We start from the raw sequence: 13,445 nt of genomic DNA, 5'->3' as shown, positions 1-13,445 counted from the left end.
GACCAGGCCGCTGCGCACCAGGGCGTTGCGCGACTGATCCTCGATCACATCGGTCAACGGGCAGGCCGCCGAGGTCAGGGTCATATCCAGGACCGCGGTGGTCTCCTCGACGCGCATCCCGTACACCAGGCCGAGGTCGACCACGTTGATGCCGAGCTCGGGATCGACGACATCGCGCATCGCCTCCTCGAGATCGGCCAGCTGCTCGATTTCCTCGGCCGAGAGCTCGGCCTCGGCCGGTGCGGCGGCGGCCTCCGGAGTGGATTCGGTGGCGGAAGTCTCGGTCATGGTGTTTCCCCGTTCCGTACTCGCTCGGTATCGGATGCCGCGCCCGCGGCGACGGCGTCTGCCGCACCGTCGATCCGGAATACGGCGTCCTTGAAAGCCATCCAGCCCAGTAGCGCGCATTTCACCCGGGCCGGATATTTCGCGACACCGGCGAAGGCGATCCCGTCGCCGATGATGTCCTCGTCACCCTCGACGGTACCCCGGCTGCCGATCATCTCGTTGAACGAGTCGACCACGGCCAGCGCTTCGGAAAGCGGCAGGCCGATGACCTGATCGGTCAGTACCGAGATCGAGGCCTGGCTGATCGAGCAGCCCTGCCCGTCGTAGGACACATCCTCGACGTCGCCGTCCGCGCCGAGCCGCACCCGCAGCGTCACCTCGTCCCCGCAGGTGGGATTGACGTGGTGCACCTCCGCGCCGAACGGCTCCCGGAGACCGCGGTTGTGCGGATGTTTGTAGTGGTCCAGGATCACTTCCTGGTACATCTGCTCCATGCGCATGTTCTAGGCAACCCCGAAGAAGCTCTGGGCCTTCCGCACCGCGGCGACCAGCCGGTCCACCTCGTCCACGGTGTTGTACAGCGCGAACGAGGCCCGCGCGGTCGCGGCGATGCCGAAGCGGCGGTGCAGCGGCCAGGCGCAATGATGACCGACCCGGATCGCGACGCCCTCGTCGTCCAGGATCTGGCCCAGATCGTGCGCGTGGATACCCTCGGCCACGAACGCCACCGCGCCACCGCGGTCCACGTTCTCGGTCGGCCCGAGGATACGGATGCCCGGGATATCGCCCAGCCCCGCGAGCGCCGCGTCGACCAGGGTGTGCTCGTGTGCGGCCACCGCGTCCATCCCGATATCCCGCAGATATCGCACCGCGGCGCCGAGCCCGACGACCTGCGAGGTCATCGGCACCCCGGCCTCGAAGCGCTGCGGCGGCGGGGCGAAGGTCGTCTTCTCCATGGTCACGGTCTCGATCATGGAACCGCCGGTGATGAAGGGCGGAACCTCTTCGAGCAGCGCCCGTTTGCCGTACAGCACGCCGACACCGGACGGACCCAGCATCTTGTGCCCGGAGAACGCGGCGAAATCCACCTCCAGCGCAGCGAAATCAACCGGCGCGTGCGGCACCGACTGGCAGGCGTCCAGCACCACCAGCGCACCCACCGCCCGGGCCCGGCGCACCAGTTCCCGTACCGGGGCCACCGCGCCGGTCACATTGGACTGATGGGTGAATGCCACGACCTTGGTGGCCGGCGAGAGCTCGAGCGAATCCAGGTCGATACGGCCGTCGTCGGTGACGCCGTACCACCGCAGCGTGGCACCGGTGCGGCGGGCGAGTTCCTGCCACGGCACCAGATTCGCGTGATGTTCCAGCTCGGTGATCACGATCTCGTCGCCCGGGCCCAGGTGATACGGGAACCGGTCGTCGGCGAACGCGTAGGTCACCACGTTCAGCGATTCGGTGGCGTTCTTGGTGAACACGATCTCGTCGGCGGCGACACCGACGAACCGGGCGATCTCGGCGCGGGCGTCCTCGTAGGCGTCGGTCGCCTCCTCGGCCAGCTGATGCGCGCCACGGTGCACCGCCGAATTCCGTTCGGTCAGGAATTCACGTTCGGCGTCCAGCACCGCCAGCGGCCGCTGCGAGGTGGCCCCGGAATCCAGGTACACCAGCGGCTTCCCGTCCCGGACCGTACGGTTCAGGATCGGGAAGTCGGCCCGGATCCGGGCGACATCGAAGGCGGGAAGGGTCGCGGTCATCTCAGGCTCCGGCTCCGGCCGTCTGGGTGAATTTCACATAGCCGTTCGCGTCCAGTTCCTCGGCGAGTTCGGCGCCGCCCTCGGCGACGATGCGCCCGCCCACGAACACGTGCACGAACTCCGGCTGGATATAGCGCAGGATGCGCGTGTAGTGCGTGATCAGCAGAACCCCGCCGTTCTCCCGCTCCTTGTAGCGGTTGACGCCCTCGGAGACGATGCGCAGCGCGTCCACGTCGAGGCCGGAGTCGGTTTCGTCGAGAATGGCGATCTTCGGCTTCAGCAGGCCCAGCTGCAGGATCTCGTGGCGCTTCTTCTCACCGCCGGAGAAACCCTCGTTCACACTGCGATCGGCGAAGGCGGCGTCGATATCGAGTTCGTTCATCGACTCCTTCACCTCTTTGACCCAGTGCCGCAGTTTGGGCGCCTCGCCGCGCACCGCGGTCGCGGCCGTGCGCAGGAAGTTCGACATCGAGACACCGGGAACCTCGATCGGGTACTGCATGGCCAGGAACAGACCCGCCCGCGCCCGCTCGTCCACCGACATCTCCAAGACGTCCTCGCCGTCGAGGGTGATCGAACCCGAGGTGACGGTGTACTTGGGATGTCCGGCGATGGCATAGGACAGCGTCGACTTACCGGAGCCGTTGGGGCCCATGATGGCGTGCGTCTCGCCGGATTTCACGGTGAGGTTCACCCCGTTGAGGATCTTGACGGTATCCCCGTCCGGAGTGTTGACCTCGGCGTGCAGGTCCTTGATTTCCAGGGTGGTCATGGCGTGATGGATTCCTTCGGTGGCTGTGAGGCTGTGGATTCGGTCAGGCGCCGATGGCGGCGAGTTCGGCCTCGATGGCCGCCTCCAACCGCTCGGCGACCTCTTGGACCGCGATCTTCTGGATGATCTCGTGGAAGAACCCGCGCACCACCAGGCGGCGGGCGGCGTCTTCCGGGATACCGCGGGCACGCAGATAGAACAACTGCTCGTCGTCGAACCGGCCGGTCGCCGAGGCGTGGCCGGCGCCGACGATCTCACCGGTCTCGATCTCCAGGTTCGGCACCGAATCGGCGCGGGCGCCGTCGGTGAGCACCAGGTTGCGGTTGATCTCGAACGTATCGGTGCCCTCGGCCGCGGCCCGGATCAGCACATCGCCGACCCAGACCGTGCGGGCGTCACCCTTGTGCGAATCCGGATCGCCCTGTAGCGCGCCCTTGTACAGCACATTCGATTTGCAGTGCGGGACGGCGTGGTCGACCAGCAGCCGCTGTTCGAAATGCTGGCCCGCATCGGCGAAATACAACCCGAGCAGTTCGGCGTCGCCGCCCGGTCCCGCGTAGCGGACATTGCCGGTGAGCCGGACCAGATCGCCGCCGAGGGTGACCGCGGTATGCCGCAGCACCGCGTCACGGCCCACGAGCGCGTGATGGGCGGTGGCGTGCACGACATCGTCGGCCCAGTCCTGCACCGCGACGACGGTCAGCTTGGCGCTGTCGCCGAGGACGAATTCGAGGTTCTCGGCGTAGGTTCCGCTGCCACGCTGGTCGATGACCACGGTGGCGACGGCGAATTCGGCCAGCCGCACCTGCAGATGACCGTAGGCGGTCTTGCCCTCGCCCGGCCCGGTGATCCGTACGACGACGGGTTCGGCGACCTCGGTCTCCTTGCCCACCGAGATCACCGTCGCCTGCTCGAAGCCGGAATAGGCCTGGGCGGCCACCCGGTCGGCGGGGGTGCCGGCTTCGCCCAGACGGGCATCGTCGCGGCCCACCGTCTCGACGGTGACCCCGGTGACCTGCCCGACCTCGACACCGGCCTGCCCGTCGGCGGTGGCGGTGCCGTTGTGCAGGCCCCGCAGCCGCCGCAGCGGGGTGAACCGCCAGGCCTCGTCCTTACCGGAGGGGATCTCGAAGGCGTTCACATCGAAGGAGGTGAACACCTCGCCCTTGTTCAGCGCGGGGGTACGGGCCTCCGCGGCCTCGGCGATATTCGACCCGGCGGCTGTGCTCGTCTGTTCGCTCGTAAGCCCGCTCACTAGCCGACGGCTCCTTCCATTTGCAGTTCGATCAGGCGGTTGAGTTCCAGCGCGTACTCCATGGGGAGTTCCTTGGCGATGGGCTCGACGAAGCCGCGCACCACCATCGCCATCGCCTCGTCCTCGGTGAGGCCGCGGCTCATCAGGTAGAACAGCTGGTCCTCGGAGACCTTGGAGACGGTGGCCTCGTGCCCCATGGTCACGTCGTCCTCGCGGATATCGACATAGGGGTAGGTATCGGAGCGGCTGATGGTGTCGACCAGCAGCGCATCGCATTTCACCGTCGACTTGGACCCGTGCGCGCCCTTGTTCACCTGGACCAGGCCGCGGTAGGAGGCCCGGCCGCCGCCGCGCGCCACCGACTTCGACACGATGGTCGAGGAGGTGTGCGGAGCCAGGTGCACCATCTTGGCGCCGGTGTCCTGGTGCTGGCCCTCACCGGCGAACGCCACCGAGAGCACCTCGCCCTTGGCGTGCTCACCGGTCATCCAGACGGCCGGGTACTTCATGGTGACCTTGGAGCCGATATTGCCGTCGATCCACTCCATGGTCGCGCCCGCCTCCGCCTTGGCCCGCTTGGTGACCAGGTTGTAGACGTTGTTGGACCAGTTCTGGATGGTGGTGTAGCGGCAGCGGCCGCCCTTCTTCACGATGATCTCGACCACGGCCGAATGCAGCGAATCGGACTGGTAGATCGGCGCGGTGCAGCCCTCGACGTAGTGCACGTAGGCGTCCTCGTCGACGATGATCAGGGTCCGCTCGAACTGGCCCATGTTCTCGGTGTTGATCCGGAAGTAGGCCTGCAGCGGGATATCCACGTGCACGCCCGGCGGCACGTAGATGAACGATCCGCCCGACCACACGGCGGTGTTCAGCGCGGAGAACTTGTTGTCGCCGGCCGGGATCACGCTGCCGAAGTACTCCTGGAAGATCTCCGGATGCTGCTTCAGGCCGGTATCGGTATCGAGGAAGATCACGCCCTGGGCCTCCAGATCCTCGCGGATCTGGTGGTACACGACCTCCGACTCGTACTGGGCGGCGACACCGGCGACCAGCCGCTGCTTCTCCGCCTCCGGGATACCGAGCCGGTCGTAGGTGTTCTTGATGTCCTCGGGCAGGTCTTCCCAGCTCGCGGCCTGCTTCTCGGTGGAGCGCACGAAGTACTTGATGTTGTCGAAGTCGATGCCCTCGAGATTGGAGCCCCAGTTCGGCATGGGCTTGCGATCGAAGATCCGCAGCGCCTTGAGCCGGTTCTCCAGCATCCAGGTCGGCTCGCTCTTCTTGTCCGAGATATCGCGAACGACCTCTTCGGACAGACCACGCTGCGCGCTGGCGCCCGCCACATCCGAGTCGGCCCAGCCGTAGCCGTAGTTACCCAGTGAGGCGATGGCCTCATCCTGGGTGAGCTGTGGCACCTGGTCGGTGGTGGTCGTCATTCGGCGCTCCTTCCGGAGTCGTTCGTTACGTCCGCTGCGGGCTGCACAGCGGTGGTGGGTGGAGCATTGTTCGGTTGGGCACCGGGCTCCGGGGTCGGGAGCACGGTGAGTGGTACGTGTGTGGTGCAGGCACAGTCACCGTTGGCGATGGTCGCCAGCCGCTGCACATGGGTGCCGAGCACTTCCCGGAAGACCTCGAGCTCGGCTTCGCACAGCTCGGGGAATTCCTCGGCCACATGCGAGACCGGGCAGTGATGCTGACAGATCTGCACGCCCGCGCCCACCCGGCGGGTGGTCGCGGCGAATCCGGCGTCCGACAGCGCCGTGGCGATCTCGTCGGCCTTGGCCACCGTTTCGGACCGAACGGTATCGTCTGCCTTCGCGACGGGACCGGCCGAGGCCTCGCCGCGCCGCTCCGGCAGCGCCGCTATTCCGTCGACCAGCGTCCGGGCCCGCTTCCGCGCGAACGTGGTCACGGCCTCCTCGCCGCCGATCTCTCGCAGCTGCCGGATGGCGGCACCCGCCAGATCGTCGTAGGCGTGCCCCAGCGCGCTCCGCCCGGCCGAAGTGAGCTGGTACTGCTTGGCCGGACGTCCGCGCCCCTTCTGCTGCCACGGCGCGGACCGCCCGGCGCGGGCCTGGCCCGATTCGATGAGCGCGTCCAGATGACGGCGCACCCCCGCCGGGGCCAGGCCCAGCGCGCTGCCGATCGCGGTCGCGGTGATGGGGCCCTCCTCGAGCAGCAGCCGTACGATCGCCGCCCGGGTGTGGCCCTCCCCGCCGGTCACGGGCACGCCGGCAGACCCGGTACCGGTCCGGTGACCAGCCCGTTCGTCCGTGTTCGGCAAACCCACAGTTTTCACAACATCAGTGTGGCGGAATTCGTTCCCGAAATCTAATAAGGGTGCCCTGACCAGGCCGGTCGCCGGGACCGGGCATTTCCCCGGTCATACCCGGAAATCGCCTGCTCCGGCGAACAACTCCCGCGACCCGCGGCGGCTGCGGAATTCGCACAGTGATGTGCTTCACTCCGGCACCGGTACCCCGTTCCCGGCCACCGGACCGCCCGCACCCATCGACCGCCCGGAATCCGGAAAACCACCGCCGGGCGCGAACTGCGCCCGCGGCGAACTAGTCTCGGTGACCGTGGCAGGACAGGCAGGCGCCCCGGGCGCATCGGCGTCGCGCGGGCAGCGAGCGCTGGGACTGGTGCGGCGCGTTCTCGGGCTGGACGTACCGGCCTCCGAGCACACCATCGCGGTTCTGCACAGTGACGAATCCGAGGTCCCCGGGCTGGACCGGCGCGAACGCAGGCAACTGGACCGGATCCGGCTGATGGGCGCCACGGGCACCGTTCTGATGGCGATCAGCGCACTCGGTATCGGCGCGCAGCCGGTGCACCAGAATCCGACCTCCGGGATGCGGGTGCTGGGTATCTTCGCCCGCGCTCACACCGGGTCCCTGGCCATGTGCATGGTGGGCACCGCGACCGTGGTGCTGGCCTGGCTGCTGCTGGGCCGTTTCGCCGTCGGCGGCCTCGGCGGTTCGCCGCGGCACCGGCTGACCCGCCGCCAGCTGGACCGCACCCTGCTGCTCTGGATCATCCCGCTGTGCGTGGCACCGCCGATGTTCAGCAACGACGTGTACTCCTATCTGGCGCAGAGCGAGATCGCCGCACGGGGTATCGACCCCTATCAGGAGGGGCCGGTCGCCGGGCTCGGCATCGACAACGTGCTCACCAACAATGTCCCCAACATCTGGCGGGAGACGCCCGCGCCCTATGGGCCGCTGTTCCTCTGGATCGGGCACGGGATAGCCGAGATCACCGGCGAGAACATCCTGGCCGGGGTGTGGGTACACCGGTTGCTCGCCCTCGCCGGGGTCGCACTCATCGTCTGGGCGCTGCCGCGCCTGTCGGTGCGTTGCGGGGTGGCGCCGGTCAGCGCGCTGTGGCTCGGGGTGGCCAACCCGCTGGTGCTGTTCCATCTGGTCGGCGGCGTGCACAACGACGCGCTGATGCTGGGCCTGATGCTGGCGGGTCTGGAATTCATGCTCCGCGCCATCCACGGAGTCCCCGGCGACGGTGGGCCACCACCGCTGGACGGGCGCGGCTGGGCGCTGCTGATCGGAGGGGCGGTGACCATCAGCCTCTCCTCGTCGGTGAAGGTCACCTCGATCATCGCGCTGGGATTCGCGGGTATGGCCCTGGCCCGGCGCTGGGGTCCGGGGCTGCGGCCGATCCTCGCCGCCGCGGGATTGCTCGGATTGATCGCGATACTGACGACTCTGGTGATCAGTACCGCCAGCGGCCTCGGTTTCGGCTGGCTGAACACCCTCAACACCGCCAGCGCGGTCCGCAGCTGGATGTCGTTGCCGACAGCGCTGGGTATCGTCACCGGCTTCGGCGGGGTCCTGCTGGGGCTGGGCGATCACACCACCGCGCTGCTCAGCATCACCCGGCCGATCGCCGCGGTGGTGGCGGGCGTCATCACGGTGCGCATGCTGGTGGCCACCTGGACCGGCCGGGTCCATCCGGTCGGCGCGCTCGGTGTCGCGCTGGGCGCGATCGTGCTGCTGTTCCCGGTGGTGCAGCCCTGGTATCTGCTGTGGGCGATCGTGCCGCTGGCGGCCTGGGCCACCCGTCCGGTGTTCCGCGCGCCCGCCGTCGGTATCTCCGCGGTGGTGAGCGTCATCCTGATGCCCCGGGGCGCGGATCTCGAGGTCTTCCAGATCGTCGGGTCGGCGGTGGCGACGGTCGTCGTCTCCGTCCTGTTCATCGTGGTCACCCGCAACGCCCTGCCGTGGCGCGCCCAGCAGGGGGTGTCGCCCCCGTCACAGGCGGCCGGGGCATACGGTGTGACGTCGTGACCGCTTCCCGGGTACCCGCCGTTCAGGTGGACCACGTCGCCAAACGCTACGGCGAGACGACCGCGGTGGACGGTATCGCCTTCACGATCGAACCGGCCCAGGTGTTCGCCCTGCTCGGACCCAACGGCGCCGGTAAGACCACGACAGTGGAGATGTGCGAGGGTTTCGTACGGCCCGACGCCGGGAGTGTGCGGGTGCTCGGCCTGGATCCCATCGCCGACTCCGAGCGGTTGCGGCCCCGGATCGGTGTGATGTTGCAGGGTGGCGGCGCCTATCCGGGCGCCCGCGCCGGGGAGATGCTGGATCTGGTCGCCTCGTACTCGGCCGATCCGCTCGATCCGGACTGGCTGCTGGGTGTGCTGGGTATGTCCGACAGCCGGCGCACGCCGTACCGGCGGCTCTCCGGTGGGCAGCAGCAGCGGCTGTCGCTGGCCTGCGCCCTGGTGGGCCGCCCGGAGATCGTCTTCCTCGACGAACCCACCGCCGGGATGGACGCCCAGGCCCGGATCATGGTGTGGGAGTTGATCGACGCGCTGCGCCGGGACGGCGTCAGCGTGCTGCTGACGACACATCTCATGGACGAGGCCGAGGAACTGGCCGACCATCTGGTCATCATCGACCACGGGCGAATCGTCGCGTCCGGTTCCCCCGCCGAGGTGACCGCGCACGGCGCGGCCGGCCAATTGCGCTTCGCCGCACCCCCGAACCTCGACCTGGCCCTGCTGCAGCGGGCTCTGCCGGAGGGATTCTCACCGCAGGAGACCAGCCCGGGTTCGTATCTCGTGGAGGGTGAGATCAACCCGCAGGTGCTGGCCACCGTAACGGCCTGGTGTGCCCGGGTGAACGTGCTGGCCACCGATATCCGCATCGACCAGCGCCGCCTCGAGGACGTGTTCCTGGAACTGACCGGACGGGATCTGCGCGCATGATGCGATACCTCCGGCTCCGCTCCGGCCTCCGCGGACCGCATCGACCAATTTCGAGGGAGTTGCCGTGACGAGACCGGATCCGGCTGTGAATCGGTTCGGGCCGGGAACCTTCGCCCCCGATCCGCGTCCGGCCGGCCGCGGCGCCATGCTGTTCGCGCAGACCCGGCTGGATCTGGTGCTGCTGTTGCGCAACGGCGAGCAGTTGCTGCTCACCATGTTCATTCCCATCACACTGCTGATCGGCCTCGCCCTGCTGCCGTTCGGCGATATGGGCCCGGACAAGATCGACAAGATCGTGCCCGCGGTGATGATGGTGGCGGTGATGTCGACGGCCTTCACCGGGCAGGCCATCGCCATCGGTTTCGACCGGCGCTACGGCGCGCTCAAGCGCCTCGGCGCCACCCCGCTGCCCCGCTGGGGAATCGTCGCCGGTAAGAGTGGTGCCGTACTGCTGGTGGTGATCCTGCAGGCCGTGCTGCTGGGGCTGATCGGAGTGGCCCTGGGCTGGCGGCCGACTCCCGCGGGATTGGCGCTCGGCGCCCTGCTCATCGCACTCGGCACCGCGACCTTCGCCGCGATGGGACTGCTGCTCGGGGGCACCCTGAAGGCCGAAGTGGTGCTGGCGCTGGCGAATATCCTCTGGTTCGTGATGCTGGGCATCGCGAGTGTGGTCTTCGCATCCGAAGAACTGCCGTCGGCGGTGCACACCCTGGTGCGGTTGGTGCCCTCCGGCGCGCTGGCCGTCGCCCTGGAGGACGCGCTGCGCGGGAGCGTCGACTGGTTCGGGGTCGTGGTCCTGGCCCTGTGGGGTACCGGGGCCGGCCTGCTGGCCGTGCGCTGGTTCCGGTTCGAATAACCCGCGCCCGGGCGGCCACGACGCGTTGTAGTAGACCGGCGGCGGGCACCGCCGGGCCGCCCGCTACCATCGTGACGTGCTCTCACGCGCCTTCCTGCGACTCGTCGACCGGCTCCCCCTGCCCTCGCGGCGCACCCAGCTCCTGATCGCGCTGGCGGTGCTCGCCACCCAGGCCGGAATCGCCGTGACCGGCGCGATCGTGCGGGTCACCGCCTCCGGGCTCGGCTGCCCGACCTGGCCGCAGTGCTTCCCGGGCAGTTTCACGCCGGTCGGCGTCTCGGAAGTGCCCGGGATCCATCAGGCCGTGGAGTTCGGCAACCGGATGCTCGTCTTCGCGGTGACCCTGTGCGCGGCGCTCGTCGTTCTCGCTGTCATCCGGGCCCGGCGCCGCCGTGAAGTCCTGGTCTATGCCTGGTTGATGCCCGCGGGCACCGTGCTGCAGGCGATCCTCGGCGGTATCACCGTGCTGACCGGACTGCTGTGGTGGACCGTCGCGCTGCATCTGCTGGCCTCCATGCTCATGGTCTGGCTGGCCGCGGTGCTGGTCTCGAAGGTGGCTACACCGGACGACGGCGTAGAGACGGTTCGCGCTCCGGTCCCGCTGCGCATACTCACCGCGCTCAGCGGCGTCGCCCTGGGTGGAGTCCTGGTGGCCGGAACCCTGGTCACCGGCGCGGGCCCGCACGCGGGCGACAAGAGCATCGATCGCCCGGTGGCCCGGCTCGAAATCGAGATCACCACCCTTGTGCATCTGCATTCGCAACTGCTCATCGGCTACCTGGCCCTGCTGATCGGACTCGGGTTCGGCCTGTACGCGACCGGGATCACCAAACCGGTCCGCGACCGGTACTTCGTCCTGATCGGCCTGGTGCTCGCACAGGCGCTGGTCGGAGTGGTGCAGTACTTCACCGATGTGCCCGCGGCCCTGGTCGCCATCCATGTGGGCGGCGCGGCGCTGTGCACCGCGGCCACCGCCGCGCTGTGGGCCTCGCTGCGTACCCGCGAACCGCTACCGGCCGGGGTCCGGCAGCCGGATACGCAACCCGCCTGAACGTCAGGTCCCGCTACCGCTGGTGTAGCTCCGGGCGACCAGCGCGGAGGTCAGATACCACAGGCCGGTGGGAATCGCCGGATCGAAACCGGTCAGCAGCCGGACCCGTTTGAGCCGGTAGTCGAGGGTGTTGGTGTGCATATGCATCAGCCGCGCGGTGCGCTGCCGGTTGAAGTTGTTGGCGATGTGCTGGCGCAGCGTTTCCAGGAGTTCCGGGTGTTCGTCCAGCGGGTCCAGTATCGCGCTGAGGTGCTCGCGGGCCGGGCCGGGCCGGGTGATCTGGAATTCCAGGGCCAGGTCGGTGAACCGGTGCAGCCCACCGCCGTCGGTGATGCGCTGCACGGTGTCGAGGAGTTCGTGGGCCCGGTCGGTGGCGTCGGGGATCTCGGTGGGCACGGCGGTCACCACGGTCGCGGTGACCGGCACCTGCGCCACCCGGGACAGTCCGTCGATCAGCGCGTCGAGGGTCTCGTCCGGGAACGCCTCGGCGGGTAGCAGGACGGTGCCGCCGTCGATGCTGAGCAGCGAGAGCGCCCGTTCACCGCAGCGGCGGGCCAGTTCCGCCTGGACCCGGCGCAGTTTCCGCCGCGCCACGATCCGCCCGTCGACCCGCGGCGCCGATTCGTCCGGATGCGGCGGCAAGGCCAGCGCCACCACCTGATACGACGAGGCGATCTCGATACCGCATTCGCGGGCCATGGTGGCCGTGCTGTGCCCACCGAGCAGTGCGGAGGTCAGGGTGTGCACGGCGGTGTGGTGCTCGGAGACCACCCCGCGGTACTCACCCACGTACGCCAGCGCGACCTCCGAGGTGATGGTGTCGAGGATTTCCAGCATCCGGCGGGCGGTCGCGACCAGGGTCGCCGAATCGGCGGGGCCGGCGGTGGACATGATCCGGTCGAAGCCGAGTTTGAAACCCTCGTGGATCGCGTGGTTGATGGTGTCGATCGGGATACCTTCACGGGCCCATTCGGCGGCGGCTTCCCGGAGTTGTTCGATCCGCTCCGGGAGTTCGCGGCCGTCGAGCCGGCTGAGGGTGAGTTCGAGACACAGCCGCGTCACGGCGGTCACATCACCCTGCAGGGCATCGCCCGGCAGGGTCCCGCACGGCGCGACGTGCTCGACGAAATGCCCGACCATCTGCCGCGAAAGCGCCGAGACATCGCGCAGATGGTTCGAAATGGGACGGCCGGACACCGTAAGTCGGGCTCGGGTCGGACTACTGACCGTCATATCGGCTCCTTCTACCCCAAGGCTGTCGCTCGAGGCACCAACGGTAGCGCGAACCGGTTACTCGCCAGTAGTTTTTGCCCACGAATCTGTTCGAGCTACCTGAAGGCCCAGGGGCCGACCTGTGAGTACCCACAGGTATCACATAAACGGGGACCTATTTCTCGTTGCGCGCCACGGGGAACCGGGTCTGCTTCGCGACCCACCCGGCCATCCTCGCCCAGTGGCCCGCGGCCGGCGTGGTCCGCGAGACCAGTTCACGCTCCCAGCCCTCGGCGGCCGTCAGGCCGTCCACCGCCTCGACCACGGCCTGCGCGGCCGCCGTATCGGCCACCATGCGGTCGCCGAGCACACCGTCGGCGCCGACCAGGGTGATCCGCACACCACGACGGCCCACCGGCTGCAGCACGGCTTCGGCGGAACCGCCGTGCGCGGAGACGAATGTGCGGACCGAATCGACGACGCCCTTCGGCGCGCGAACGGTGGCGGTTGCGGTATCAGCACTCATGAATCGGAGTCTACCGGCGGGTAATACCTCCCCGGCGGTGCCGTCCGCGCGGCCGGGCCGGATCCCGCGGGCCCGCGGGATCCTCCCGGCGGCACGGGTGTAGAACTGGACCATGCGCGCCATCCGGGTAGACAGGCACGGCGGTCCCGAGGTCCTGACCCTCGCCGAGGTTCCCGAACCGGAACCCGGGCCGAATCAGCTGCTCGTCGATGTGGACGCCGTCGGTGTCAATTACATCGACACCTATTTCCGGACCGGCACCTATCCCCGGCCGGTTCCCTACATCCCCGGTTCCGAGGGCACCGGAATCGTCGCCGAAATCGGTTCCGAGGTGACCGGATTCGCGGCCGGCGACCGGATCGCCTGGGCGGCCGGGCCGAACAGTTACGCACCGCGCACCGTGGTGGACGCGGCGGTCGCGGTGGCCGTACCCGGCGATGTCGACCCGCCGGTGGCAGCCTCGGCACTGCTGCAGGGGATGACCGCGCACTATCT

Annotated in this window: 14 protein-coding genes; 5 read left to right on the top strand and 9 right to left on the bottom strand. The window is 68.6% G+C overall.

Annotated features, from left to right (window positions below; translation table 11 throughout):
* The 7 genes from ACWDU1_RS18620 to ACWDU1_RS18590 all read right to left on the bottom strand — a co-directional run.
* Window positions 1-288 (bottom strand): metal-sulfur cluster assembly factor (locus ACWDU1_RS18620; protein ID WP_450000002.1); only part of this gene is annotated, 288 nt, incomplete at its 3' end.
* Window positions 285-788 (bottom strand): Fe-S cluster assembly sulfur transfer protein SufU, encoded by a 504-nt coding sequence (sufU, locus tag ACWDU1_RS18615; RefSeq protein WP_450000000.1) that lies wholly within the window; start codon window positions 786-788, stop codon window positions 285-287. The genes sufU and ACWDU1_RS18620, both read right to left, overlap by 4 nt.
* 3 nt (window positions 789-791) lie before the next feature.
* Window positions 792-2,045 (bottom strand): cysteine desulfurase, encoded by a 1,254-nt coding sequence (locus tag ACWDU1_RS18610; protein WP_449999999.1) that lies wholly within the window; start codon window positions 2,043-2,045, stop codon window positions 792-794.
* Window position 2,046: 1 nt separating this feature from the next.
* Window positions 2,047-2,817 carry a Fe-S cluster assembly ATPase SufC gene (sufC, locus tag ACWDU1_RS18605; RefSeq protein ID WP_449999997.1) on the bottom strand — a complete coding sequence of 257 codons (771 nt, stop codon included), beginning with the start codon at window positions 2,815-2,817 and terminating at the stop codon, window positions 2,047-2,049.
* A 43-nt stretch (window positions 2,818-2,860) separates the two neighbouring features.
* Window positions 2,861-4,072, bottom strand: coding sequence for a Fe-S cluster assembly protein SufD (sufD, locus tag ACWDU1_RS18600; protein ID WP_449999995.1), 1,212 nt, complete (start codon window positions 4,070-4,072; stop codon window positions 2,861-2,863).
* Complete coding sequence (gene sufB, locus ACWDU1_RS18595) at window positions 4,072-5,508, bottom strand: Fe-S cluster assembly protein SufB (RefSeq protein WP_449999994.1); 1,437 nt, start codon at window positions 5,506-5,508, stop codon at window positions 4,072-4,074. Before sufB ends, sufD begins: the two co-directional genes overlap by 1 nt.
* Window positions 5,505-6,371 carry a helix-turn-helix transcriptional regulator gene (locus ACWDU1_RS18590; protein WP_449999992.1) on the bottom strand — a complete coding sequence of 289 codons (867 nt, stop codon included), beginning with the start codon at window positions 6,369-6,371 and terminating at the stop codon, window positions 5,505-5,507. Before ACWDU1_RS18590 ends, sufB begins: the two co-directional genes overlap by 4 nt.
* Window positions 6,372-6,654: 283 nt before the next feature.
* On the opposite strand from ACWDU1_RS18590, the gene mptB reads away from it, so the two are divergent.
* From mptB to ACWDU1_RS18570, 4 genes are all read left to right on the top strand, one after another.
* Window positions 6,655-8,376 carry a polyprenol phosphomannose-dependent alpha 1,6 mannosyltransferase MptB gene (mptB, locus tag ACWDU1_RS18585; protein ID WP_449999990.1) on the top strand — a complete coding sequence of 574 codons (1,722 nt, stop codon included), beginning with the start codon at window positions 6,655-6,657 and terminating at the stop codon, window positions 8,374-8,376.
* The gene (locus tag ACWDU1_RS18580) at window positions 8,373-9,305 is read left to right on the top strand and encodes an ABC transporter ATP-binding protein (protein WP_449999988.1); all 933 of its coding nucleotides are present in this window, start codon (window positions 8,373-8,375) and stop codon (window positions 9,303-9,305) included. Before mptB ends, ACWDU1_RS18580 begins: the two co-directional genes overlap by 4 nt.
* A gap of 64 nt (window positions 9,306-9,369) precedes the next feature.
* Window positions 9,370-10,161, top strand: coding sequence for an ABC transporter permease (locus tag ACWDU1_RS18575; protein WP_449999986.1), 792 nt, complete (start codon window positions 9,370-9,372; stop codon window positions 10,159-10,161).
* 76 nt (window positions 10,162-10,237) lie between these two features.
* The gene (locus tag ACWDU1_RS18570; RefSeq protein ID WP_449999984.1) at window positions 10,238-11,212 is read left to right on the top strand and encodes a COX15/CtaA family protein; all 975 of its coding nucleotides are present in this window, start codon (window positions 10,238-10,240) and stop codon (window positions 11,210-11,212) included.
* Window positions 11,213-11,215: 3 nt separating this feature from the next.
* Here the strand turns inward: ACWDU1_RS18570 and ACWDU1_RS18565 are convergent, their stop codons facing one another.
* Together ACWDU1_RS18565 and ACWDU1_RS18560 are read right to left on the bottom strand one after the other, a co-directional pair.
* Window positions 11,216-12,445 carry a PucR family transcriptional regulator gene (locus ACWDU1_RS18565; RefSeq protein WP_449999982.1) on the bottom strand — a complete coding sequence of 410 codons (1,230 nt, stop codon included), beginning with the start codon at window positions 12,443-12,445 and terminating at the stop codon, window positions 11,216-11,218.
* A 154-nt stretch (window positions 12,446-12,599) separates the two neighbouring features.
* On the bottom strand, window positions 12,600-12,950 hold the full coding sequence (locus ACWDU1_RS18560) for a hypothetical protein (RefSeq protein WP_449999980.1): 351 nt from the start codon (window positions 12,948-12,950) through the stop codon (window positions 12,600-12,602).
* Window positions 12,951-13,062: 112 nt separating this feature from the next.
* Here ACWDU1_RS18560 and ACWDU1_RS18555 point away from each other — a divergent pair.
* Window positions 13,063-13,445, top strand: a 383-nt coding sequence (locus ACWDU1_RS18555) for an alcohol dehydrogenase catalytic domain-containing protein (RefSeq protein ID WP_449999978.1), incomplete at its 3' end; no start/stop codon positions are given.

The organism is Nocardia sp. NPDC003345 (assembly GCF_053589395.1).
This window is presented reverse-complemented; position numbering and strand designations above follow the sequence as displayed.